General features: G+C 69.0%; 19 protein-coding genes. 7 read left to right on the plus strand and 12 right to left on the minus strand.

From position 1 onward, the window contains the following. Positions 1 to 1317: 1317 nt before the first annotated feature. From OG948_RS34120 to OG948_RS34130, 3 genes are read right to left on the minus strand one after another with little or no spacing between them, the layout of a single operon-like run. A complete protein-coding gene (locus tag OG948_RS34120) occupies positions 1318 to 2394 on the minus strand; it encodes a hypothetical protein (protein WP_331768902.1) in 1077 nt (358 codons plus the stop codon). Then, positions 2391 to 3176, minus strand: coding sequence for an ATP-binding protein (locus OG948_RS34125; protein WP_331768903.1), 786 nt, complete (start codon positions 3174 to 3176; stop codon positions 2391 to 2393). The genes OG948_RS34120 and OG948_RS34125 overlap by 4 nt, the downstream gene beginning before the upstream one ends. Next, positions 3139 to 4821 carry a Mu transposase C-terminal domain-containing protein gene (locus tag OG948_RS34130; RefSeq protein ID WP_406300151.1) on the minus strand — a complete coding sequence of 561 codons (1683 nt, stop codon included), beginning with the start codon at positions 4819 to 4821 and terminating at the stop codon, positions 3139 to 3141. The genes OG948_RS34125 and OG948_RS34130 overlap by 38 nt, the downstream gene beginning before the upstream one ends. A 1409-nt stretch (positions 4822 to 6230) precedes the next feature. Here OG948_RS34130 and OG948_RS34135 point away from each other — a divergent pair. Continuing rightward, positions 6231 to 6716 carry a hypothetical protein gene (locus OG948_RS34135; protein WP_331768905.1) on the plus strand — a complete coding sequence of 162 codons (486 nt, stop codon included), beginning with the start codon at positions 6231 to 6233 and terminating at the stop codon, positions 6714 to 6716. On the opposite strand, the gene OG948_RS34140 is transcribed toward OG948_RS34135, so the two are convergent. The 4 genes from OG948_RS34140 to OG948_RS34155 all read right to left on the minus strand — a co-directional run bounded on the left by OG948_RS34140 (position 6709) and on the right by OG948_RS34155 (position 10873). Then, positions 6709 to 7965 carry an IS110 family transposase gene (locus OG948_RS34140; protein WP_406292718.1) on the minus strand — a complete coding sequence of 419 codons (1257 nt, stop codon included), beginning with the start codon at positions 7963 to 7965 and terminating at the stop codon, positions 6709 to 6711. The genes OG948_RS34135 and OG948_RS34140 overlap by 8 nt on opposite strands. 621 nt (positions 7966 to 8586) lie before the next feature. Further along, on the minus strand, positions 8587 to 9873 hold the full coding sequence (locus OG948_RS34145) for a hypothetical protein (protein ID WP_331768907.1): 1287 nt from the start codon (positions 9871 to 9873) through the stop codon (positions 8587 to 8589). Beyond that, positions 9870 to 10610, minus strand: a complete 741-nt coding sequence (locus tag OG948_RS34150) for an ATP-binding protein (RefSeq protein WP_331768908.1) — start codon at positions 10608 to 10610, stop codon at positions 9870 to 9872. Before OG948_RS34150 ends, OG948_RS34145 begins: the two co-directional genes overlap by 4 nt. Positions 10611 to 10675: 65 nt before the next feature. Further along, on the minus strand, positions 10676 to 10873 hold the full coding sequence (locus tag OG948_RS34155) for a hypothetical protein (protein ID WP_406292720.1): 198 nt from the start codon (positions 10871 to 10873) through the stop codon (positions 10676 to 10678). Positions 10874 to 11461: 588 nt separating this feature from the next. On the opposite strand from OG948_RS34155, the gene OG948_RS34160 reads away from it, so the two are divergent. The 3 genes from OG948_RS34160 to OG948_RS34170 all read left to right on the plus strand — a co-directional run bounded on the left by OG948_RS34160 (position 11462) and on the right by OG948_RS34170 (position 15043). Next, positions 11462 to 12979, plus strand: a complete 1518-nt coding sequence (locus OG948_RS34160) for a Mu transposase C-terminal domain-containing protein (RefSeq protein WP_406300152.1) — start codon at positions 11462 to 11464, stop codon at positions 12977 to 12979. Continuing rightward, the gene (locus tag OG948_RS34165) at positions 12969 to 13745 is read left to right on the plus strand and encodes an ATP-binding protein (RefSeq protein ID WP_331768911.1); all 777 of its coding nucleotides are present in this window, start codon (positions 12969 to 12971) and stop codon (positions 13743 to 13745) included. Before OG948_RS34160 ends, OG948_RS34165 begins: the two co-directional genes overlap by 11 nt. 437 nt (positions 13746 to 14182) lie before the next feature. Next, positions 14183 to 15043 carry a hypothetical protein gene (locus tag OG948_RS34170; RefSeq protein WP_331768912.1) on the plus strand — a complete coding sequence of 287 codons (861 nt, stop codon included), beginning with the start codon at positions 14183 to 14185 and terminating at the stop codon, positions 15041 to 15043. A 238-nt stretch (positions 15044 to 15281) separates the two neighbouring features. Here OG948_RS34170 and OG948_RS34175 read toward each other — a convergent pair whose 3' ends face one another. Together OG948_RS34175 and OG948_RS34180 are read right to left on the minus strand one after the other, a co-directional pair. After that, positions 15282 to 16103 (minus strand): hypothetical protein, encoded by an 822-nt coding sequence (locus OG948_RS34175; RefSeq protein WP_406300412.1) that lies wholly within the window; start codon positions 16101 to 16103, stop codon positions 15282 to 15284. A gap of 853 nt (positions 16104 to 16956) precedes the next feature. Further along, entirely contained in the window at positions 16957 to 17511 is a 555-nt protein-coding gene (locus OG948_RS34180) for a GNAT family N-acetyltransferase (protein ID WP_331768914.1), read from the minus strand. A gap of 1245 nt (positions 17512 to 18756) precedes the next feature. On the opposite strand from OG948_RS34180, the gene OG948_RS34185 reads away from it, so the two are divergent. From OG948_RS34185 to OG948_RS34195, 3 genes are read left to right on the plus strand one after another with little or no spacing between them, the layout of a single operon-like run. After that, positions 18757 to 19938 carry a hypothetical protein gene (locus OG948_RS34185; RefSeq protein WP_331768915.1) on the plus strand — a complete coding sequence of 394 codons (1182 nt, stop codon included), beginning with the start codon at positions 18757 to 18759 and terminating at the stop codon, positions 19936 to 19938. 2 nt (positions 19939 to 19940) lie between these two features. After that, the gene (locus tag OG948_RS34190) at positions 19941 to 21164 is read left to right on the plus strand and encodes a hypothetical protein (protein ID WP_331768916.1); all 1224 of its coding nucleotides are present in this window, start codon (positions 19941 to 19943) and stop codon (positions 21162 to 21164) included. After that, positions 21161 to 22822: a hypothetical protein gene (locus tag OG948_RS34195; protein WP_331768917.1), complete on the plus strand. Its 1662-nt coding sequence runs from the start codon at positions 21161 to 21163 to the stop codon at positions 22820 to 22822. Before OG948_RS34190 ends, OG948_RS34195 begins: the two co-directional genes overlap by 4 nt. Before the next feature lie 155 nt (positions 22823 to 22977). Here OG948_RS34195 and OG948_RS34200 read toward each other — a convergent pair whose 3' ends face one another. From OG948_RS34200 to OG948_RS34210, 3 genes are read right to left on the minus strand one after another with little or no spacing between them, the layout of a single operon-like run. Continuing rightward, complete coding sequence (locus OG948_RS34200) at positions 22978 to 23367, minus strand: hypothetical protein (RefSeq protein WP_331768918.1); 390 nt, start codon at positions 23365 to 23367, stop codon at positions 22978 to 22980. Between the two features lie 12 nt (positions 23368 to 23379). Then, a complete protein-coding gene (locus OG948_RS34205; protein ID WP_331768919.1) occupies positions 23380 to 23601 on the minus strand; it encodes a hypothetical protein in 222 nt (73 codons plus the stop codon). After that, the gene (locus OG948_RS34210; protein ID WP_406300864.1) at positions 23598 to 23828 is read right to left on the minus strand and encodes a hypothetical protein; all 231 of its coding nucleotides are present in this window, start codon (positions 23826 to 23828) and stop codon (positions 23598 to 23600) included. Before OG948_RS34210 ends, OG948_RS34205 begins: the two co-directional genes overlap by 4 nt. Between the last annotated feature and the right edge of the window lie 138 nt (positions 23829 to 23966).

Raw genomic sequence — 23966 nt, forward strand, 5'->3', positions numbered from 1 at the left:
ACGCGCGACCCTACGGGTCGCAAGAGGTGTTGGTTGGAAGTGACTCCGTCACTTCCAACCAACACGCAATCGCTACGCGATTGCCCGCCGAACCGAACGCACCGGTCCCCCCGATCGATGGGCTCCGGAACTGTGCTGGCAGCACGGCGGGTTGGTGTGTGGTTCCGTCTCCACTGCGGGACCGGCGATTCGAGACAACGACCGGTGGGGCAAACCAACATCGCACGATGCCAGAGGACTTGAGATCGTCATGCGCCAACCATCATTGGAAACAGGCGACTTCATGACCAGTCGAAGACTTCCAATATAGGTGGGTGTCGCATCACGCAACAAGACCATGCATCAGAACTTCTTGCCGGGTACGATTCGGGGAAATCCACAGGCCCCACCGGACCCCAACCCCGGCCTGGTGCGTCCCGTCACGCCGGGCAGGGCATTCTCACCGTGCGGCCGGCCGATCCCAGGGCGTCGTCCCACTCACCCGACCGCGACGAGATCACCAACTCCCCCACGGACAAAGACGGATCCCGATTTCGCACCCACGCACCCCATGGACAGTCCGATGAGAATCCACCGGACAACCACACAGGACCCCACGAGCCCGCTCCGCGGCCCCACCGCCGCACCCGACGGGCCGAACCGGCACCGACCCCAGCGCATCGAACCGGCCCTCCACAGCCATCGCAAGCCCACCCCGACACCCACACCAGGAACCCCCGACAAGCGGCCTGGACACCCTCCTGCGGCCCTCACACCCGAGCCCGCCACAACCCACCCGCCGACGCCCCATACCCCCGGAAACCACGCCCGAAAGTCGTAAGGAAAACCCGGCGGGAAAATCAGCCCGAAAACCCCGGAACCTGCAGGTCGACAACCCTCCACCCGGCGCAGCGGCCGGCGACCCCCACGCAGCAGACCGGACACGAGCAACTCCCGGAACCGGGACGCAGGAACCGGACCGAGGTACGGGTTGTGCCCACGGACGACTCGACGAGGCCGCGTCCGCAACTCGGCATGCTCGGCATCGTGTGATCCCACCCCCACGCCGTGTCCGACAGGCAATCCTCAATCGTGTTGCGCGGCCTTCTCAAACCCTGCGGCACCACAGGCCAACCGCCCCGTCACCGAGCAGGCACCCATCGGGGGCGGGTGATCGGCAGCCCCTCACGCTCCGGGGATTCGTCGGGTCGTCGGGCGAGTGGGAGAGGCGTCGGCGGGGCTTCGCATGAGGAACTTTCGAACAATTCCTTACCACTTACCGAAATGTTGATTCCTTACACGAAGCCTGTGCGGTGGGGGCGGGCCGGGTCGGTGTGGTCATCGGGTCCCGCGCCGCCGGGATGGTGGAGGTTGGGGGGCACGCGCGCGGAGCCGGCATCGATCGGCGAGCGCGGGGAGTTCGGGGGCGATCCCGTGGGGATCGCTCGGGTCGACGAACAGGAAGGCGCTCACGCCGGAGGTGATCCACGTCAGGTGACGGGCGGCGATCAACGAACGGCGAGCCCAGGGCGGCACGGGATACTCCACGCAGCCGTAGTGGTAACCGGACGGATCGTGCAGGAGCAGGGCGTCGGCATCCGGGGAGAGGTCGGTGGCGCGGGTCCACACGAGCTGGGCGGTGGAGGCGGCCGTGAGCACCGTGGCCACCACCGCTGCTGCGGGGCGGGGGTGGGCGGTGGCGGCGTCGAGCCTGCGGAGGATCTCCGCCGCGGTGGCCTGCCGCAGGCGCGGCACGACGGGTGGACGCAGTCGGGCGAAGGTGCGGGCGGGGAAACGGCGACTGCGCGGGGTGCAGCCGCATCCGGGGCGCGGTGGTTCGTGCCGGCTGCGCTCGCCCAGGCGGGCCAGGGCGGGCAGGGTGATCCACCGGTTCGTGGGCCGCCGCGGCACTGCGGAGGCCGCGATGTCGGGCTTGGGGTCGGTGGGTGGGAGCAGTGCGGCGGCGTCGGCGAGGTGGTGCGGGACGGTGGCGAGCGCGCGGGTCAGGGCGGTGGGGACCGTGGGGCGGTGGCACACCGCCTGGAGGCGGATCCCGGTGTGCGCGCGCAGGGTCAGCAGGTGTTGCCAGCACGATGGGGGCAGTAGGTGTGCGCGCAGCAGTGTCAGGTGGGTGATGTCGGTGGTGAGAATCCATGCCGCGGCGGTGGCCCATGCGATCCGGTTCCGGATCTGCTGGTTGCGGGGACCGCTGGGGTGGGCGAAGGGGACGGGCTTGCCCAGGGCGGCGAGGACGTCGTAGGCGAGCGTGAGTGGTGAGGTGGCGGCGGGCGTGGGGTGGACGGTCAGTCGCCCTTGGGCGGGGTGGTGGGCGTGGAGCGCGGCGCGGGTGTGGGTCACGTCGTCGAAGGGGTCGAGGACCACCGTCACCGGTGGGAGGAACGGGGTGTTCGTCATCGGGCGGGTGCTCGGCGGGTGAGTTTGCTGTAGGCCCAGCGCAGGAGTTCCTCGTCGACGCGGGTGCGGTCGGTGGCGTCCAGGCCGGTGGTGAGGTGGTGGGTGATCTTCGCCCAGGCGCGGAAGTTGCCGTGGGCGGCTTCGCGGTCGCAGGTGGCGATCAGGTCCGGGTCGGCCTCGGCCCAGATCGGGTGGAAGGCGGGGATGACGGCGAGGACTTCGTCCAGGGGCATCGGGCCGATCTCCTGCCAGGCGTATACGCGGGATTCGAGCATGGGTTCGCTCTGGAGCATCTCGAAGCAGCCGTTGCCTCCGGTGAAGACGATGGTCAGGTCGGTGTCGGTGTCGTCCCAGAGGTAGCGCAGGTATTCGAAACAGAGTTTCGACAGCCATTGGGCCTCGTCGCAGACCAACACCCGGCGTTCCTCCAGGGCGCCGCGGAGCATGCGGTCGAACTCGATCGCGTGGGAGGGTGGGCGGCCGGGCAGGCCGAGGGCGTGGAAGAGTTCGTGGCGCAGGTCGCGGGTGCTGGGGCGGGCGCGGAAGACCACGCGGTGGGTGGTGGTCGGGGCGAGTTCGCGCAGCGAGGCGTTCACCGCGAGGGATTTGCCGTGGCCGGCGGTGCCGTGGACGCAGATCATCGCGCGCGCGTCGATCGCGGCGCGGATGTCCTCCCTGACGGCGAGCAGGGTTCTGGTGCCCACGATCTGGGCGCCCTTGAGGCGCATGTAGTGGTCCTCGCGTTCACCGGGCAGGCGGCCCTTGCGTGTCGCGGTGCTCATGTCGGTCGCCTTCCTCGGACGGACTCGGCGGTCGGCGCGGTGCGGTGTCGCAGTTCCGTTCGCCGGTGTCGTCGCCGGTTGTCGGTGCGGTGTTCGTGTCGGAGGCCGCCGGTTGCCTGGTGCGGGGGCGTGCCCAGGTCGTCGGTGGTTCGCGGGGCGGGATCAGGTCCGGCAGCGCGCGCGAGGCCAGGTCCGCCTGTCGGGAGCGAGTCAGCTCGGCCTCGGCCTGCGCGGCGGTGAGTGCGCCCAGTTGTCGGGGGGCGGTCGCGGTGGTGACCGCCGCGTAACGCCGTCGGCGTTGTCGGTCGGCCTCGGCCAGGGCGTGTGCCAGGGTGCGGCGTTCGGCGTCCTTGGCTCGGCGCAGTGCGGCGCGTTGTGTGGCTGTGGCCTGGTCGGCGAGGTGGGCGCGGCCCAGGTGGGCGTGGGTGGTGGCGTCGAACACCTCGATCTCGTGGTCGTGGTGTGGGATGTAGCGCAGGCGTACGCGGATGCCGTCCTTGCCGTGCATCCATGGGCCGACGTAGTCGCGGCCGCGCCAGCGGATTCCTTTGGTGGTCAGTGTCCTGGTTCGGCCGTCGTCTTCGAGGGTGAAGGCCCAGAGCAGGTCGGGGGGGACGTCCTCGATCGGGGTCGGGTCGGCGTTCCACGCCTGCAGCGGGGTGCCGGCGTGGGCCTGGCTGTGGTGTTCGGTGTTCCACCACGCGATCCAGTCCAGGAGTCGGGAGGTGAATTCGACGAAGGGCAGTACGTGGGTGGGGGCGGTTTTTGGGGGTCGTGCGCGGAGTGAGGTGGTGGGGGTGTGGAGGTGGCCGGGCAGGGCGATGCAGAACGTACTCGCCACGCAGGCGTTGAGGTTTTCCACCGTGCCTTTGAGGTCCGGGCGGTATGGCGGCAGGTCGTGCACGGGTACGGCGAACGCGCCGAGCGCGGTGGTGACGGTGCGGGAGAGGAAGTCCTTGCCGCGGTCCACGCGGACGAGTTCGGGTAGACCACCGATCGGGCCGTAGGGGCCGTCGGGTTCGTCTCGTGACATGGCGATGCGCAGCGCGGCCAGGATCGCGTCGCGGGAGGGGGTGTGGGGGGTGACGGCCGCGCCGGGGACGGCTCCGGTGGCGCAGTCGATGAACCAGGTGACCCACGGTGTGACCAGTTCCCCTTCCAACTCGACCTGGACGGGTAGGTGTTTGTGGTCGGCTTCCCAGCAGGCGTTGCGCCATTGGCGTGGGCGGGCCAGGTGGACGTCGTGGAGGCGGCGGGCGCGTTCTCCGCCTTTGAACGCGGCGCGTTGGCCGGTGTTGACGTCTCGGCGTATCGCGCGTTGCAGTGTGGCCAGTGACGGAACGTCCGGCGGGGCCGTGCTCGTGTCCCCTGTTCCTGTGGTGCGGTGTGTGGCGGCCGCGTGGGCCTCGGCGATCAACTCGCGGTGCACGGCTGCCGCGTTCCCGCCCCACAGCGCCAGCCGGGCGTGCAGGTCGGCGGTGATCGTGAACCGTGGCCGTGGGCGAGGGGTGGTACGGCCTTCCTCACGGGCCGTTTGCAGCCAGCGCTGCAGGGTGCGTGGTGACTTCCCCGCTGCGGCTGCAGCCAGTCGGAGGTGCTCGGGCGTCAACGCGCCCCGGGCTTCCAACCCCGTGAGGCGGGCGATCACTTGCTCCCGGGCCGCAGCCGCCGGCACCACACCGGTTGCCCACAGGTCGTCCTCGGGTGCGTCGGTCACCACCACTCCCCCCTTCCCCTTTTTCCTGCCCGGCCCCGGGAGCCGGACGACCCGGCCGTCGGAACACCGCTTCCTCCAGGAACACGGAAACCGCGTCACCGTGACGCCGAAAACGGCATTCCGATGACGCGGGCGGGACGTTCTGGTAAAAGCCGGACAGCGGGCGGCCCAAGGGGAAGTTGCAGGACGCCGACCTGCGGGACGTCGTTTCCATGACGCCACAAAACCGCACCGGAAAGACGCGACCAGGGCCCTACATGGCTGTGACCAGGCAGATCTGTCACACGATCGACGACATACTCACGCGGCCACCACGACACCCAACCGCAACTTCACACTCGTGATCGGGACCGCCGAACCACGGGAGCTGGCGGACCTCACCGTCACGGTCAGACCGAAGTCGAACACCTCAGGCCGACCCACCAGCGAAACCTCCTCCACCTCGCTCCAGAGCGAACGCGGCCCCGCCTGAAGGACATTCGGACACCGGCCCCCGGCAAAACCCGCCGCGGCCACCGACGGAACCCCGCAGCCGGCCGTCAACCACAACGTGCCCTCACCCGCACGCTCACCCGGAGCCACCACGGGCACACACCCCGGAACCCGCAAACCGACGACGAACGCCACCGGATCACAGGAACCACCGACCACATCCACCAACGACAACTCCGTACCGCCGGCTCCCCAACCCGGACCCTCCGACACACCGCCCACCACCATCCCGGCCAGCGAACACACCGCTTCCCAAAGGGAATTCTCAATCGCGTTGCACATCCCTCTCAAACTCTGCGACACCGCAGGTCAACCGACCCCTCGCGAACGAGCGCGCCCCATCCACACACCGAAATCCCAGGTCACAAAACACAAACCACATTCTCAATCCGTGCCGCACCGCAGGTCAGCGCACCACACCCGCACAACCCAAGTGAGACGACGTACTCGCCAACTGCCGCCGACCCCTGGAAACCCGCACCAACCCCGCCCGCCGGGCGCAGCGATGGGAACGGCTCGCCGCCGTCGACCCCGACTGGAACCCCATGGGCCGCACCGACCCGGCACGGCGATGGTCGGTGGACTGGCAGCGGATACTCGCCCTGGTCCGGCTGCACGTGGAAGGCGGTGGGCGCCCGGCCGAGTTGACGCCGGGTCACACCATCGGCGGCGAACCCGTCGGACGATGGCTTCAGCGACAGAAGACGAGCTGGGCGGAACTGACCCCGGCGCAGCGGAGGGCGTTGACCGGGCTCGGCGTTCGACGGGTGCGGGGGGTGCCCCTATGGGTTTCGTCAAGGGAAATCGGGCTGCATTCGGGGTGGGGAGCCGGGCAACATGGTGGTGTGCCCGATCTGCTGTGGGATGACGTGAAGTGTTTCTTCGATCCCGACCTGATGGGATCCCTGCCGGACATGCGTGTCCCTGACGCCTCGGTGGAGGACTGGCAGACGGTCCTTGATCTTGTCGAGGCGAGAGGCTGGAAGTGCCGGTACTCCGAGGGCGAGATGGTGCTGCCGGTGCCCCGGGCGAGGGCCGTGCTGTCCCGCCCGCGTGACGCCGAGTGTCCGAACCTGCGGGTCTGGCCGACGGGTGGTGTGTTGGCGATCTTCCGTTTCCACGACCACGACGAAATCGACTTCGACGTCGACCTGGGGGAGTTGCAGGGCCAGGAGCGACTCGATGCGTTCTGCGGATTTCTGCGGGAGATCGGGCGGGGTTTGGGCAAGCCCGTGCTCATGGACCCGGAGGGCGACCACGGCCATCCGGTGCTCGGATTCGAGGTCGGGGCCGACCGGGTCGTCCTCCTGACCGAGCCGCCGCTCAGGTGACCTCCGCCGGCCGGGGTTCGTAGAAGGTGCCGTCTCTGAGCATGGCGAAGAGGACGTCGGCTCTTCGGCGGGCGAGGCAGAGGAGGGCTTGCGTGTGGTGCTTCCCCTGGGCTGTCTTCTTGTCGTAGTAGGCCCGGGAGGCGGGGTCGTTCAGGGCAGCGAACGCGGAGAGGAAGAACGCGCGTTTGAGCTGCTTGTTGCCTCTCCGGGAGGGCTGTTCGCCGCGGATCGACGATCCCGAGCTCCTGGTCGCCGGGGCCAGGCCCGCGTAGGCGGCGAGGTGGGCGGCGGAGGGGAAGCGGCTGCCGTCGCCGACGTCGATGAGGATCCGGGCTCCGGTCCTGACGCCGATGCCGGGCATCGAGGTCGGGACCTTCGAAAGAGGGTGGGCCTCCAGGAGCTCCTCGATCCTGGCGGCGAGGACTTTGCGCTGGTCCAGGACGGCGGTGAGCGAGCCGGCGAGGCTGGGGACGATGAGCGCGGTCGCATCGGTGCCGGGGACGACCGCGGTCTGTTCGTCGAGCGCGGCGAAGATGTCGTCGACCAGGCGTTCGGCCATGCGTGGGGCCTTGGGTCGTATGAGGTTCACGAGGCGTCTGCGTCCGGCCTTGCGGATCAGGGCAGGGGACCCGAATCGCTGCAACAGCGTGAGGATACCGGGGTGTTGGATGCGTGGGCCCAGGACGCGTTCCAGGTGGGGGTGGATCTGGGTGAGCAGGCCGCGCATCCGGTTGGAGACTCGCGTGGCCTCGCCGGCGAGGTCGTCGTCGAAGCCGACGATCATCTCCAGCTCGGCGATCGCCTCGTCTGCGGCCTCGATTGCCCGCAGGGTGTGGGGCATCGAGCGGGCGGCGTCGGCGATGACGAAGGCGTCGCGGGCGTCGGTTTTGGCCTCGCCGGGGTAGAGATCGGCGATCCGCCGCATGGTCAATCCGGGCAGGTAGGCGACTTCGCAGCCCATGTCCCGGGCCACCGCGAGCGGTAGGGCGCCGATGGAGGCGGGCTGGTCGACGACCACGAGCACGGTTCCGTGTTTCGTGGCGAGTTTGGCGAACACCTCGCGCAGCTTGGGCTCGCTGTTGGGCATTCGCTTGTCGAGGACCTTCTTCCCGGCCGGGGTCAGCGCGGTGGCGTGGTGTTCGCCCTTGCCGACGTCCAGGCCGAGGAAGACGTCGATGTCGCCGATGTCGATCACGTGCTTCCTCCAATCGTTTCCTGCCCGGCCGTCCCACGGCACCGATCGCCACATCCACATTACGAAGAGCCTCCCGACCTGCGGACAAGCCGGTGGTCATGCCCCTAATCAGCGGTCTGTCGATGCCTTCGGGATCGGTGACACCACCCCCCTGGCCATGCGTTCAACAGGGGGAGACAGTCATGCCGGTCCCGAAGGCCGGGAGCCCCGTTGCGGGGCCACCAAAAAGGTAATGGGGAGTGCGAGGAGAGGGCGGCCCCGGCGGGTGTCGTTGTCAACCGGTGGACGCTCACTCTCGCCGCCGCGGGTGCGTTCCGGGCGCGCGAGGTGCACCTGACCGTACCCCGCAGGCATCTCGAGATCGTCCGGGCAGGCGGTGTGGACCACGAGGTGAAGTTGGGGGTGGCGTTGGCGAACGCGCGGCAGCGGCGGGGTCCTACCCGCAAGACAGGCTCGACGCACTCTCCGCTCTGGGCATGCGATGGGCGTAGCGGCGCGGTCGCCTGAACCGCCGACCGCGCTGGGGCGACGCGTCCGTGAGGGTGTCGCCGCGGCCGGTCGTGGAAGGGCTCGCGTCGGGCTCTCGGGCTCGGTGGCGGCCGGGTCGAATCGGTCGGCGGTTAGGGGCTGTTGCCTTGGCTTGCGTTGATGTTTTGGTCCGTTGGGCGCGGGTGCTCAGTTCCGTGTCAGTCGCGCTTGGTGGTGCCAGTCGTGCCCGGTATGTGGGTGGTCGAATGTGGGGATCGGATGATCTGCGTCCTGCCGCAGGGCTTGAAGTCGATGGCCGAAGGATGTGCTGAACAGCCCGTAGTGGCCGGGGGCTTCCTCGAGTACGCGGAACATCCGCGCCGCCTCGAGGATGGGCCGCGCGCGGGGCGGAACGGTGTACCAGACCAAGGGCGGCGGACTGTCTGGGTCGTGGTCACGGCTCCACTGTTCCGGTAGTGCCAGGCGGGTACCGTTTTCGTCGATGCCGTCCACCGTGGTTGCCGCCACCTGGTCCGGGTGGGCTCCGGTGAACAGCAGCGTGGCGAGCGCGGAGAGTTGTACGGGATGCGGAACGGCGCGGCTGACGCGGTGCGCGACGTGGGCGGTGAAAGGGACTGTGCAGATGCCCGGTCCCCCGGCGGCTTCGAGGTCGGTGGGCACGGTCAGGCGCAGCCCGTGTGCGGCGAAGCCGGCCTGGGCGCCCTGGACGCGGGCCGTGGTGTGGCCGGGGTTGGGGCTGAGGGTGGTCAGGCGGGACAGGAACAGTTCGAGGTCGGCTTGGTCGGGGGGCGTCGAGGGGGTGATGCGGTGCCGGGCCAGCCAGGTCTTGGCGGCGTTTTGCCCCGCGCGGTGCTGGGCGCGCGAACTCGGAGTATCCGCCGGGTTCGACGTGCGCGGCCTCTCGGCCGGGAGACCGGTGTCCTGGGTCTGCGGCGCCGCGAACGGTGGGCGGAAGCGGTTGGGCGTGGTGGGCGGGACGAACAGGCCCAGCGCGGCGTGGACGCCGTCGAGGCGCTGCAGTTCTCCGGCGAGACCGGCTTCGGCAAGGTGGAGATCGAGGCGGGCCGTGTCCGGGCGGCCGGGCGGGTTGGCGATCAGGACCAGGTGGATGCCGGTCGTCGCGCGTAGGGCGGCCAGGCGCTCGGTTCGGTCCGGAGTCAGCAAGTGGGCGCGCAGGAGTATCAGTTGCCGGATGTCGTCGACGGTGAACCAGCAGGCGACCGCTCTCCACGCGGGTGCGGCGGTGATGGCCCGGCCGTGGGTCGGGACGTAGGCGGTGCGGCCCAGTGCGGAGAGGATGTCGCGGGCCAGGAACGTCGAGGTGACGGTGGCGGGGGTCGGGTCGACGGTGATTCGCCCGTGCCGGGGATCGGAGCATTGCCGAGCCGCGCGGGCCAGTGCCGCGTCGTCGCCGTCGTCGGTGATCAGCGTGACCGGCGGTGCCGGCCGGGAGAAGAGGGTCAGGGGTTTCATCGGCGAGGCGGAGGGTCGATACGGTCCGCGATCCGCTCGAGTAACTCCGGTGTGACGGCGCCGGTGTGGGCGAAAGTCTGGGCGCGGCGGGTGTGATGGGTCAGCGCTGCCCAGCGGCGCAGCCGGCCGTGGGCGAAGCGGGCGTCCATGTGGCGCAGCACCGTGTGGTCGGTGTGCCGCCAGATCGGGTGGAGGCGGGAGATGGCCTGCGGCACGTGGTCCGGGAGCAGCGGGGTGATCTCCACCCAGGCGGCGGTGCGGGAGGCCAGCATCCGTTGTCTGCGCAGCAGTTGCCCGCTGTCCTCGCCTGCGATCAGCACGATGCACAGGCCGCCGGGGAGGGTGTCGTACAGGTAGCGCAGGTACTCGAACGCGGCGGGCGAGAGTTGGTGTGCGTCGTCGACGACCACGATTCGCGGCGGTCGGGTCAGGGTGTCGAGGATGCTCGCGTCGCAGACTCCCGGGTCTGAGGGGGGATCGCCGGGGAGGTGGAGGGCGTGGTGGAGGGCCGCGCGCAGGTCGGTCGGCTCGGGGTGGGCGCGCAGGTCGAGCCGGCAGTGCCGGTCGGGCGGGTGGCCGGCGAGTGCGAGGCGGACGGCGAACGTCTTGCCCACGCCGGAGGCTCCATACAGGCACAGCATCGCCCGTTGGGCGAGGCAGGCCGTGAGGGCGTGTGTCGTGTCGAGCAGGCCGGGGGTGCGCAGGGCCCGAGCACCCGGCAGGTCCAGGAAGTGCATCCCCGCCTCGAGGGGGTGGGGTACCGGAGCGAACAAGTGGGACGGCCGCCGGGGGTCGGAGGTTGTCAGCACTGTTTCAGTGCCCACTCGATCACCTGCTGGTCGACGTCGCCGGTCCTGAAGTGCTTGAGGCCTTTGAGGACGTGGTGGGTGACCTTGGCCCACTCGCGTATGGAGCCGTCGGCGTGCACCCGGTCGATGTGCTGCAGGAGTCCGGCGTCTGCGGTCTCCCGGGCCGGGTGGGTGGCGGGGACGACGCTCATGGTCTCCTCCTCCGACATGGCGAGGACCTCGGTGCGGGTGTAGATCCTGGAGGCCGGCGGGGTGGATCCGCGAAGAACCGGTTCACCGCAGTCCGGTTCAGGCACTCCGCCTCACCCTTCAACCGCGTGCTGCGCACGACCTCGACCCGGACGACGGCCTCGGGGTCGTGTCCGCGTCCTGCATGGACCACGACAGTAGGAACGGCCCCGGCCCTCACCGCCACGAATTCACACTACTCACCCGAATGGATGAACCCATATCGATTCCCCTCGCACTCACCGGCTGTGCCTGCCAAGCGGACCCGGACCCCGGAACATCAACCCGCGCCACCGGCGTAGGAGACACGGGTTCCCTGACTGTCAACGGCCACGCGGCCACCTGACGTACTCGACAGGGGCTGTGCTGTCAGCGGTATGCCGATACCGGTCAACCGGGTGACGAATCTCTGGGACACCTGATGTCGGAGCGGCCGTTCGGGCTGCCTGACGGCTCGGCGAGAAGGGGGATGCATGACGGATGGGGGCGGTGAGGACTACCGAGGTGGGGTGCAGGCCGTCTTTCCGTCACGCCTGGGGCGGGCCGCGGCGATGCCCAGGCTCCTGGACCTCGATGGCCGCGGGGAACTGACGGCCGTGCATGTGCGCTTGGTCGCACAGGCGTTGGGGAAGTCGGAGCGCACGGTGTGGCGGTGGCTGGCGGTCGCGCGCCGGGACCGGCGTCTCGCGCGGGTGGAGGCGTCGCGCTTCACCGTCACCACGGAGATCCGGCAGTTGCTGGCGCTGTGGGGCGGCAACGCCTCACGGGTCCACGCCGAGCTGGTACGGCAGGCGGCCGAGGATCCGGACGCGCCGGCTGTGCCGTCGCTGTCCACGCTGCATCGGGCGGTCCGCCGGGACCTGACCCGCGGCGAGCGGGCCGGCCTCAAGAGCGGGGAGGCCGCCCGGCGCGCCCACGACGTGTTCGGGCAACGGCCGCCGACGCACCGCAACGCGGCGTGGGAAGGCGACCACAAGCACGTTCCCGTCGAGGTCGACGTGGAGGGAGAGTTGGCCACCCCGTGGGTGACCTGGTTCATCGACTGCGCCACCAAGGTCGTCACCGGGGTCGCGGTCACCGCGCACGCGCCGAGCCGGGACGCGGTACTGGCGTCCTTGCGGATCGCGATCACCCGCGGAGGACCCTTCGGGCCGATGGGGGGACTGCCCGGTCGGATCCGGGTGGACCGCGGCAAGGAGTTCCTGTGCGCGACGGTCACCGCGGCGATGGGCGCGTTCGCCGTCCCCGTCACCGACCTCCCCGCCTACAGCCCGCATCTGAAAGGCACCATCGAGGCGTTGAATGACGCGGTGGAGGAGATGTTCCTCGTCTCGCTCCCCCGCTACACCGGCCGCCAGAGGCTCACGGGCGGCCGGCTCGCCGACCCGGACGCCCCACCGCTGACCTACGAGGCGTTCGTGGGCCTGCTGTTGGACTGGGTGACCTGGTGGAACACCGAACACCGGCCGGCCGCCCTGAACGGCAAAACCCCCGTCCAGGCGTGGCAGGCCGATCCGACACCGCTGGCGGATGTGCCCGCCGGGCAGATGGCGACCTTCGCCCTGGAAGACGACGGGCGCACCTACACGATCACCACCAACGGCGTGCGCCGCCGGCGCCGCGACTACCTCGCCCCCTGGATGAACGGCCGTACCGGCACCAAGGTCTCGGTACGGCACCTGCCTCACCATGACGACACCATCGAAGTCTTCGACGTCGTCACCGGCCGCTACCTCGGGCCGGCGTTTTTGGCCGCCGCCGCGAGTCGTGAGCAGATCCGCTCGGTCCAGGCCGCACGCACCGCGGCCGCCCGCCGGCTCAAGGCCGATCTCAAGGCCGCGGAGAAACTGCGCCGCCGACGCTTCGAGGCCTCCACCGTCGCGGCCCCGCCCCGTCTCCTCGCCTCGCCCACCTCTTCGCAGGCCGAGGACGAGTTGGGCACGGCGGCGCGGGTGGACCGACGTGCGCTGGCGCGCCCGGACTTCGTCCCGCACGGCCCCGCGCCCGCCGGCTGGGTCCGCCCGGTCGCGGCCGCTCCTCCCCCGGACAAGGACACGGATGATCACTGACCCGGACTACGGACTCCTGCCCGACGAGAGCGAGGACCACTTCCTGGGCCTTGAGCAGGCGCGGTTGGTGGGTACCGAAACACTGCTGACCACCCGGGACAACATCGAGGCCGTGATCGAGGCGAAGGCGATGATGTGCGTCTACGGGCCGGCCGGGTCCGGCAAGACGATGTCGGTGAACTCCGCCCTGCGTCACCTGGCCCCCGACATCACCCATCGTCTGGAACTGCGTGCCGGCCCCACGCCCAGGGACATCCGTCACGGGCTCTTCCGGGCGTTGGGGCTGCCGGGTGAGCCTCCCGCGCGTCCCATCGAGTTCGACACCCTCCTCAAGGACGCCCTCGCCGAGGAGTTTCGGGTCCTGGTCTGTGACGAGGCGCAGTGGATGAAGAAGACCGGGTTCGAGTTCTGGCGTCACCTGTGGGACGACAAGCGCACCGACATCGCGGTGATCTTCGCCGGGGGCGACGGCTGCTACAAGGTTTTGCGCCGGGAGCCGATGCTCGCGTCGAGGATCTTCATATGGCAGGAGTTCACCCGCATGTCCAAGGAAGAGGTAAGGGCTACGATCCCCGCCTTCCACCCCGTCTGGGCGGACGTGGACATCGCGTTGATCGACGCGATCGACAAACAGGCCGCCCACGGCAGCTTCCGCAACTGGGCCAACATCACCACCCACGTCCTGGCCGGGATGCGGAAGATGGAACTCGTCCGGGTCGACGGGGACTTGGTGCGCTGGGTGTACAGCAAGATCGGCGGCATGTGACGCACCTCGCCGCGCCGTCGGCGGGGCCGACGGCGTTCTCGGTGTCGGCACCGGATCCGCTCCACGTCATCGTCGATCGCCGTGACGATCCCGCCTGGACGGCGACCGTGCTCGGGGGCGCACGACGGGGCGGCGGGCCGGGTCACCGTCCATCCGACACCGGCGGCGGGTGGTGTGGCCGCGCCGGCGCAGGACGTGTTGTACGCGCACTGGGCGACACCCCACGCGGCAGCGGGGACGCGAAGCCGGACCGACGGACGGGACGCACGCTTCCTGAACGGAAGACGTCGGCGGCCCGGCCCCACACCCGAACCCGGGCGCGGAGGATCCTCGGCTCCCATGCAGTCACGACCCGTCGGCCCCACTGAGGCTCGGGCCCATCACAGGCGAGGCGTGTACGCCTGGCAGAGAGCCGGTCGAGGATCGATCCTCAAGGCATGAACAACGAGGACTCACCAAGCGATCTGCCCGACAACTGGGCGCACCACCACCGGTTCGGCACCGCGCTGCCGACCTGGCCCGAGAGTGACCACCTCGGGCGGGCATTCACGCTGTACGGGGGCTTCGTGCACGCCCTCACCGGAACTCCTGTCGAGGGCGCCTTCCCGAACGCTATCGCTGCCGCCGCTCTCTTCGGACGTGGGTACACGCAACTTCGGGCCGCGTACGAGCTCGCCGCACAGGGGTTCAACGCCGAGGCGTTCAACCTTCTCCGCTCGGTCTACGAGTCGACGGGGCTCGGCCGCATGCTCGCCAAAGAAGAAGGCACGGCCCAGAAGTGGATCGAGAAGGGACAGTGGACTCCCGACAAGAAGGTCCGCGAATGGCTCGGCGAGGCACAGCACGAGTCGGAAGACGGGGTGAGGCCCTACGCCAACTTCTACCGCGAGGCGAGCGCTTGGGCCCATCCCAAGGCGGTGTCGTGTCTGGGGCTTCTCCACGTGGAGGACGACGTGATCAACGTCCAAACCACGATCATCTTCGACGCCGACACGAGCCGGAAGGTCGTCTCCGCCATCACCTGGACGACCGTCTTCGCGTGTTTCGCCCTCAGGAACGCCGTGGTCGACGAACGCGTGATCCCACCGGAATGGAGGCAAGAACTCTTCGCTCTCGCACGCGCACTGTCTGGCGATGCCATGCCCCATCTCGAACGGGATTGGGAGCAGGAACGCACCCGTTTCGAAAGCGTGTTGTCACGGCTGAGGGACGCCAACGAACTGACCGAGACGTTGAGGACCGACCCGCGCTCGTGGGACAACCTTTCCGCCACGCCGGAAAACACGACAACGGATTAGGACAACCACCGGCCAGGGAACACACACCAGGGCGCGGTCCGTCGTCTTGGGGCGCCGTCGCCCACTCGTGTCGCCTCGCCCTTGTCGCCCTGGTGATCGGCGAACCCGAGGTCCTCGCAGTGACCGATCCGGTGCCCTGACGCATGTAAGCGACAGCCACGGCGGTGCAGGCCCCCGGTCCACTGACACGAACCGGCCTGTGACCTGGACCAACACCACCCGTCATACCGATCTGCGTTCAACCGACCCGATGATTCGTCAAAAGCGTCAGCAGAAGATCGGCACCCACCGTCAACGGACCGCCCAGCCCCGCACCCCACACCACAAGCCGGAACGCCGACTCCACCCCACTGACAAAACCCCGCCGAATCTCCACCGACACACCACCGCAGATCATCACAGGGGGCAGTTCGCCCGGCTGCCGGGCGATCACCCGCAGGCATGCCTCGGGGCAACCCTGCGCGGGCGGGTATTCGAGGGTGACTTCGACCGGCACGGTGACGAAATCAGCGGCATGCATCTCCGCCGCGTGCACGCCGTCGCCGAGTCGGCCGGACAGCGTACCGAAGGCCGCCGTGTCGCCGCCGTCGGCGACGCACTCGCCAACGTCGAAACGCCAGTGCGCGTCCGCGGCGGCCCGCAGCCATCGGCCCGTCCCGCCCTGCCGGGCGAGGAAACCGGTACAGGCCCGCAGATGGCCGGCGATGCCACAACAGAGCGGAACCGCGATGCCGCCCGGATCCACCACCCGCGTGTACCCGGGGTGCGGGTAGCACGAGAAGGCATCGGCGATCAGCTCCAACGCGGCGTCCCGTGCCGCCGGATGACCCCGCCGGGCAATGCCCACAAGCAGCGGTGTCGCCACCACCGCCGCCGGGAACACCGTCGCGCTGTGGCCGTGAACGATCCCGCCGCCCTCGAGCCGCGTACCGGCCTCCGCGGCGTCCACCCGGTTCACCGCCCGGGCCAAGGCACGCAAACCCGAAGCAACGCGATCCGGCTCGTACCACCGGGGGCCCGGTACGGCAGCCCAATCCACCGCGTCGATCTCATCCAGCACACCGACATGCTCGCACGCGGCAACCGAGGGTAGTGAACAGTCGGCCCGCCGACACCGGGCCCACGCCTCGTTCATCACCCAGCCGCAGCCGACCGGCCGCCACCCGCCGGCCGGCGATACGCGGACCCGAACCACCGGCCCAGGCACTCCGTGCCACTCCCGACGCCGACAACCAACCACCACCACGACATCGATGCCCGCGAACGCCCCCATGGAAGGGTCGCCGCCCGGGCGGATCACCGGATCCGAACACCACCCGATGAAACAGAGCAACCCACCTGGAACGCAACACGCCCCGGGAGAAACCGAAGGACGACACGACGCCCCGGGCGCAGACCACCCGGTCCGGCACGCACACAAACCGACCACGAAACCCCACGACCGCACCAATCAACATGCGAACCCGTAGGCCACCACACCCCGACACCACCCACGAAAACCGAGCGGCGACACGGCCCGCTCCGCGGCCCCACCACCGCACCCAACGAGCCGACCCGGCCCCGACCGCAGGCACATCGAACCAGCCCTCCACAGCCACCACAAGCACGGCCCGGCAACCACCAGCAACCATTCCACAAGCGCCCTGAGCGCCCTCCTGGCGCCCTCATGCCCCGATCCGCCACATACCCCCAACAGGTCCGGGCAACACCGCACAACGCCATCGACGAGCCCGCGCGCCAGATCGACAACCCGACCCGAAAGTCGTAAGGAAAACCGGACAGGAAACCGAGAGACACCACAGGAACCCCACGCCGACGACACCGGTTCGGCCCAACCGCGGACGGAACCCCGCCGACCTGGCGCCCCAGACCCCACCCGCCGAGGCAACCCACGGAAACGACACCGAACAGGTTCAGTTCGGGGTTGCCGACGGCTCGACCCGGGTCTGCAGCACCCGGCCCGGCCAGAACGACCCGTCCGACCGCAGAACCTCGAACTCCAGAGTCGCGGTGAAGCCCAACTCCTCGTAATCACGCACCAGGCGGCCGTCGTCGCCGGCCCAGCAGTGCGTCCGGAGCAGCCGTGCGCCGCGCCGGGCGGCTTCGGCCCGGGCGTCGGTAATCAGCGCCGCGATGCTGAGTTGCCGGAACCGCACGCGGGTGACCAGGAGGTGCACGTAGAGCTCGGGTTCCGGGGCGGGCGGAACGAACTCCGGGGCCCGGTCGGTCAGCGCGGATGCGCCCGTGGTGCGGGTGATCAGGTCCCGACAGATCCGAGTCTGCCCGGCTCGGGCATGGCGTCGTACCTGCTTGACGATCGGCGGTGGTTCCTCCCACTCCAACGTTGCGTGCAGGTCGACGTACTGCACCGGGACCAGCCAGGAGCTGTGGTCGTGGAGCATCGCGAGGAAGTCCTCAACGTCGTCGGGACCGCCGCCGGCCACCGTCATGTCACTCACGTGGGTCATGGCTCCCCCTCCGGAATCCGATACGCGGGTGGGCCGGCGGTCAGCGTATCGCCGAGACCGGCAGGCAGACATGCCACCGGTCCGGGGTTGACGCGGCCCGGGCGCAGCGCCTCGTCCCGGCCCGGCCCGGGCCGGCACGGATGCCGCGCTGCTCCCGGCCGCCCGTGTGCCCGTCTGCCCGCCCCCGAGACGGGCAACTCGACGATCGGAGCCGGATCTCCCCCGTGCTCACCAGCCATCACAGCCACCTCTCGCAAGCAAAACACAACACACCGGAACGCAGGGGCAACCGCCCGGCCGGTCGGCGACCACCCGGCCAAACCACGGGCCGCCCAGCGGCCGCAGCCGTCGACGGCAGCGCCGTTTCCTCCGCAACCGGCGAAGCCGGCCGCGGCCCACAAGGTCTTCCCAACAAAACTGAACATCCGTCCCAGATCCTGCAAAACCACAGGCCACACGCCAGACAAGGCCGAGCAACAGAACAAAAACCCCAGGACACACGGTCAAGATCCAAAATCCCAGATCCTGCCAACCCACTGGTCAACACATGATCAACCGACAAGATCCTTCAAAGCAGCCGGGACGGAGCACCCGATCCGCCACACGCCTCCAGGGGCCCTGGCAACACCACACAGCGCCATCGACAGGCCCGGGCGTCAGATCGACAACCCGACCCGAAAGTCGTGAGGAAAACCGGACAGCAAAACTCGACAGGGAAACCGAGGAAGCGCAGCAGGACCCGCCGCGCCGGCGACACCGGTTCGGCCCCGCCGACCGGGCGTTCCAGACCTCACCCGCTGAGGCAGCCCTCGGAAAGGACACCGATCAGGAACGACACGAACGGCCACCGAGAGGCGACCTCGTCCTCCGTCCACGGGTTTTCTCAACGGAACCGACCATCCGTCCCAGATCCTGCAAATCCACAGGCCACAGGCCAGACAAAGCCGAGCAAGGCAGCAAGACCCAGGCCACGCAGCCAAAGATCCAAAAACCCAGATCTTGCAACCCAACCGTCAAACACATGATCAATCGACAAGAACTTTCAAAGCAGCCGGGACCGGAGCAACCGACAACCGAGCCCGAAAGTTGTACGGAAATCCCGACAGGAAAACCGAGCAGGAACCGGAAGCGGGTCGCTCGGCTACCGCCTGAACTCGACCCACACACCTGCCTGCTCATGCACGAGAGGACCAGCAGAGGGACGATTGACGGAGGGAACGGGGCAGAACCCGGGTGGTGGTTCCGATGGCAGTGGTCTTCGTGCATGGGGTGGGCAACCACGAAGAAACCGAGACCAAAAAGGTCCAAGCGTTCCGGCGTGACCTGTTCAGCCGGTTCCTGTTGCCCGTGATCAATGTCGTCCCCCGCGATGACGCGGTGCTGCTTCCGTGGTGGGGCAAGGAGGGTGCCCAGCGGCGGTGGGGGAACGCATGCCGCCCAGGCATCAAAGAGTCACTGGGAACGGCGAGCGACGCCTCCGTGGTTCAACTGCTGGCCGCCGCAGAACCACCCGAGAGCGGCCGCACACACAACGTCGTCTTGGACACCGCGCGCGACAGTCTTGCGGACGCCGTGGACCTGCTATACAGCGCTCTCGACATCGAGAACTGCTCTAGCGACGAGTTGGCCGCGCTAGCTGACCTGGCCGTCCCGCTGGCTTCGTACTGTGAGCAGCACCCCCAGTTTGATCCAACCGATCACTTCTGGGACAACGTGCGTGACGACGCCAGTTTGATCGAGGCCCTCGTGGATGCCGGCCGAGAGCCAGCACCACACAAAGAGCAGCTCGGCACTCGCGCGGCGCGCGACCGGGTTAGCAGGTTGTTCGGCCCCACCGCTCGAAGGCTGAGGATCGCCCTGGTCGGGACCCCGGTCCGGCTGTCCGCCGGCGGACTGCGGCGGCTCACCGACAAACGGGTTCAGCCATTCTTGGGTGACGTCTTCAAGTACCTCGCGCTGCGGGGTACCCCCGAGCACCCGGGCAAGATCATCGAGATCGTGTTGGACGATCTTCGGGCGGCAGTCGCGGGTGCCCCGGGCAGGGAGCCGCTGGTAGTGGTGGCGCACAGCATGGGAGGCAACATTGTCTACGATATTGCGAGCCACTTCGATCCGGAGCTGGTAATTGACGTGCTGGTGACCGTGGGCTCGCAGGTCGGTCTCTTCGCCGAGTTCTCCGCCTTCCAGGGAGTGCCGTGCGACCTGCCCAATCCCGACCGTCGCAAGGTTCCGGCGTGTACCAACATCCGGTCCTGGATCAACGTGGTCGACCGCAGCGACATCCTCTGCTACTGCGCGGAACCGGTCTTCGAGGGAGTCCAGGACCACCTGTACGCATCGGGAACCCTCTGGGCACACGCCGGCTACTTCGAGCAGCCGAACTTCTACTCCTGGATCGCAAAGAGTGTGCAGGTGGCGATGAAGTGACCGTGTACACGATCGACGGCGGCCGGGGCTCCCGGATTCACGCGCTGGTGGTCGGCGTAGGGGCGTATCCGCACTGTGGCAGCGCAGTGTCCGAGGAAGCGTCACCGTGGTCCCTGTTGCACTCCGTGGACGAGGTGTTGACCTGTGCGCCGCTCTCCGCGACACATGTGGCCCGTTGGTTGATCGAGGCAGACTGGTCCAAGAGCGATGTGAAGCTCGGCACGGTCGACGTCCTTCTGTCGTCAAAGTTCGCCGTCCATTGGCCGAAGGATCTGCCGCATCCGGTGCCGGAGCAGGCCGTCTACGACAACGTCCGGGCCGCCTGGAGACGTTGGGTGGCAAGCTGCGACCAGGCCGAGGACAACATCGCGCTGTTGTACTTCTGCGGCCACGGCTGGGGCGGCGACGCGCAGAGATACCTGCTGGTGGAGGATCTCGCGGAGGACATCGTCGACTGGAAGACCCGTCTGATCGACTTCACTCGCACCCGGAGGTCGATGCGGGCCTGCAAGGCACTGACCCAGTGCTTCTTCCTCGACACTTGCTCGGATCAGCCCGACGAGCTGGGTGACTGGGCATGCGACCTCAGCGCGCCCGATCTGATTGCCGACGCTCCGCAGGCAGCCCGGCGAACCCAGGAAAGGTTGGACACACGCGTCCATAATCCGGTCTTCACACCGACTCCCCGTGGGTTTCCCAGCAATGTGGACCCGGGCAATGTGACCCCGTTCGCCGACGCCTTGGTGAGAACACTGGACGGACTCGGGGCTGACACTGCGGGTGCTTCCTGGGTAGTCCGAACGACCGAATTGCGCGGTAGGTTCGCCGACGTACTTCGCTGGTATTGGCCCACGCCCCCCTCCGGGGACGCTCTCTCCGGCGAACTGCCCGACAGCGGTCGCGACACGGTTCTGCGGCGGCTCTCGAAGGCTCCGAAGGTGCCGTTCCGGCTCGACTGCCATCCAGGATCGGCCCGTTCCCATGCAAAATGGGAACTGCAATGCCACCAAACGAGTTCGACGTACTCGCACGGTCCGGGGCGTACCGACAAGTGGGATTCCGAGACCAGGGCCTCCGCGTACGAACTCACCGTGCGATTTGATGACGGAGTCCACGAGACGCTGACCCAACCGGGCAAGATCATCTACCCACCGAGCCATGACGAAACGGTCGAAATCGACCTCCTCACCCCATCCAGCCGAAGGGCAGGTGAGCTGGGAAGGTGAGCACCGAAGCGATCGGCGCCGAGCTGCGATTCGAGTTGCCGGACGTCGCGCCCGGCACGGTGATCGGCACAGTCGAGGTAATCGCCGACCGGCCCGACAGACGTACGATCGCCCTGGTGGCGAGCGGGGTCCCGGTGCGGGTACGGATGCCGGCCACGCTCGGCTACACCGTCCGCGGCAGGCTGACCAGAGGGGAGCGGCTCTCCGGCTACGCCGCAGTGGACGGGCGAGAGCCCTGGGTGCCGCTGAAGCTGCACACATCGTCGGATAGCCGGTGCGTGGCCGTGGCAGCGACGCGGTTCCCCGACGCTCCATGGGCGGCAGAATGGACCTGGGACATGCTCGCTCGCCGCTTCGTGTCGAGCCGATGGCTCACCCCGCTCGGCCATGCCGCCGGAACCATCCTGACAAGCGGCGTGTTGAAGTCCACCAACCTGGCCCAGGTCAGCCCTTCGGGCGGCCCGGCCCGATTCGTCCTACGGCCGGCCGAGACACCCCTGTGGGTCGTCGGGGACCATGTCGAACCCGAACCCGGCCTGGCTTTGACGCTGCTCGGCTGCATGCACCGGGCCGACATGTCGGCGGCCGGCGCAGTGGCGGCCGAAGCGCTTCGCATCCGAGACTCGATCGAGTCGTCGTCCCGCATCCTGCTCGATCTCGCGCTCGGTTACTACCTGCTCGACGCCGAGGACGACCGGCTCGCGAATTGGGCCGCCCAACTCACCGACGGCTACGACTGGTCCGCCGACGCCCATTTGATCGCGGCTCACATGCTGCTCCGGCGTCGCGGGGACCACGGACACGAGATCGCCGAGTGCTTGGAGACCGCCCTCGCATGCGGGCTTCCTGTCATCACCCGGGGTCTGCAGCTACTCAGCGACAGTCTCGACTTGACCCCCGGTCCGGAGGCAGCCGTGCGGCGTGCGGTGCTGCCGTACGCGATCTGCGCCCGACCCGACTCAGTCCTGACCACGTTCTGGGGCGAATCCCCGGACTCACCGAGGGGCGCGCCGATCCTCGGCACGCAGCCCCCGCACGCCGTGCCGCTCGCAGCCGGTAGTCGCCTTGTCGAACGGCTCGGGGCTGGTGACCGCCCCGTCGAACGGCTCGGCCCGATCGCCAGCCCCATCGAGGCACTCCTTCAGCCAGCGCCTCAGCCCAGGCCCGCTTCCGCTCGGCTCGTCATCGCCAACCTGCACCGGTCGCTCGAAAAGAGCCTGCGCCTGGCCTCCCACCTCTCGCTGGCACGAACCGCGCCCGAGGTGGCGCGGCTAATCCCCCTCCTCAGGGAAGCGCTGCAGCATGCCGAGCGGCCCGCCACCGTCCTGGCCTCCGGGCTGGCAAGGCCCGGAACCGCCGGCCGCCGCGCGGGCTCGGTGTCCCGAAAGGAGCACGACCAAAAGGCATTCGAGCAAGTGCGTACGGCACTGGCGGACGCCGGGCACGAGCTGCGAGTACATGCGGGCGCTGTCAGCCGCGCCGGCTCCCTCGAGTACGCCCAGGCGCAGGCAATCGCCAACGCCGCCACCGCCGCTGCGCGTCTCGCGGCCGATGTCCGCAACGCGGCGACCGCGTTGCGAGACGCAGGCATCGAAACCGACGCAGCCGTAGGGCCCGCCAGCGTCGAGCGAACGACAGTCCACGCCGTAGAGACATAACGTGCACCCCGGCTGAGGTTCATTGGCGCGTGAGCGCCGGTCGGGCAACCTCGCGGCGCAGCGTTTGCCGACCGGCACGAACCACGCCGAGTTCGCCTGCAGTCGGTGCCTTGCCAAGCGCCGCCGCCCCGTACAGCAGCTCATCCAGAGGTTCCTCACACAGCGGGGATGTCGTGTCCGGCGCCGCCGTACCAGGGGACTTGCCGGACCCCCGTGTCGCTGACGGTCACGGTCAGGCCGAAGTCGAACACCTCCGGGCGACCCACCCGGTCCCACCAGCGCCACGCGTCCTCGACCTCGGTCCACAGCGAACGTGGCCCCGCCTGGAGGACGTTCGGACGACGACCCCGGGCAAAGCCCGCCGCGGCCACCGACGGATCCGCGCCGCCGGCCGTCAACCACAGCGTGCCGTCACCGGCCCGCTCGCCCGGAACGAGCACGGGCACGCACCCCGGAACCCGCAAACCGATCACGAAGGCGACCGGACCGTAGGGACCACCGACCACATCCGCCAACGACAGCTCGGTGCCGCTGGCACGCGCCACGTCCGGCCACCCCTAGGGAACATCGATCGCGACCGGCGCGGCCCGCTGCGCGCGCAACTTCATGAACGACAACGCCATCGTGAACGACCCACACGCCCGACCGGGCCCCTCCACCACCAGGCGCAGGGCCGCGCCGTGGGGGCTGTAGTCGGTGCCCCACGGCAGGAGGAGGATCGCGCCCAGCGCGGCCTGCTCCAGCCACGCCGCCGGGAGCCGGCGCACCCCGGCGGTCACATGGATCCGATCTTAGGGAGCCCCCGCGGGGTGGCCGAGGGTGCCGTCGCCGGTGACCACGGTGACGTCCGGGTATCCGCTGCGGGCGAGGTTCTTCCGGGCCCGGTCGGCGAGGTGCTCGCGACCCCGACGGTGGTCACCGCACTACCGCAGGCGGCCAGGAAGGCGGCCGTATAGCCGGTCCCGGTGCCAATGTCCAGGACGCGTTCGCCGCTACGGATATCCAGATCGTTCCTGGGCTACCGCTCGCATTGCCATCGTTCTAACGTGAAACCCCCAGTTCGATAATTACAGCGACGGGATGGCAACTGATGGACGCAGAGGCACGACATGCCCGTCCTCGCCCAGCCTGGCTGCGGTACTAC

It is taken from the genome of Embleya sp. NBC_00888, from assembly GCF_045207655.1.
GTDB lineage: Bacteria > Actinomycetota > Actinomycetes > Streptomycetales > Streptomycetaceae > Embleya.

Coding starts and splice junctions, on each gene's coding strand:
- OG948_RS34160 (WP_406300152.1), top strand. CDS start 11,462: ATGCCCAGGCTCCTGGACCTCGATGGCCGCGGGGAACTGACGGCCGTG.
- OG948_RS34145 (WP_331768907.1), bottom strand. CDS start 9,873: ATGAAACCCCTGACCCTCTTCTCCCGGCCGGCACCGCCGGTCACGCTG.
- OG948_RS34170 (WP_331768912.1), top strand. CDS start 14,183: ATGAACAACGAGGACTCACCAAGCGATCTGCCCGACAACTGGGCGCAC.
- OG948_RS34155 (WP_406292720.1), bottom strand. CDS start 10,873: ATGAGCGTCGTCCCCGCCACCCACCCGGCCCGGGAGACCGCAGACGCC.
- OG948_RS34180 (WP_331768914.1), bottom strand. CDS start 17,511: ATGACCCACGTGAGTGACATGACGGTGGCCGGCGGCGGTCCCGACGAC.
- OG948_RS34150 (WP_331768908.1), bottom strand. CDS start 10,610: ATGCACTTCCTGGACCTGCCGGGTGCTCGGGCCCTGCGCACCCCCGGC.
- OG948_RS34165 (WP_331768911.1), top strand. CDS start 12,969: ATGATCACTGACCCGGACTACGGACTCCTGCCCGACGAGAGCGAGGAC.
- OG948_RS34120 (WP_331768902.1), bottom strand. CDS start 2,394: ATGACGAACACCCCGTTCCTCCCACCGGTGACGGTGGTCCTCGACCCC.
- OG948_RS34185 (WP_331768915.1), top strand. CDS start 18,757: ATGGCAGTGGTCTTCGTGCATGGGGTGGGCAACCACGAAGAAACCGAG.
- OG948_RS34125 (WP_331768903.1), bottom strand. CDS start 3,176: ATGAGCACCGCGACACGCAAGGGCCGCCTGCCCGGTGAACGCGAGGAC.
- OG948_RS34140 (WP_406292718.1), bottom strand. CDS start 7,965: ATGTGGCGATCGGTGCCGTGGGACGGCCGGGCAGGAAACGATTGGAGG.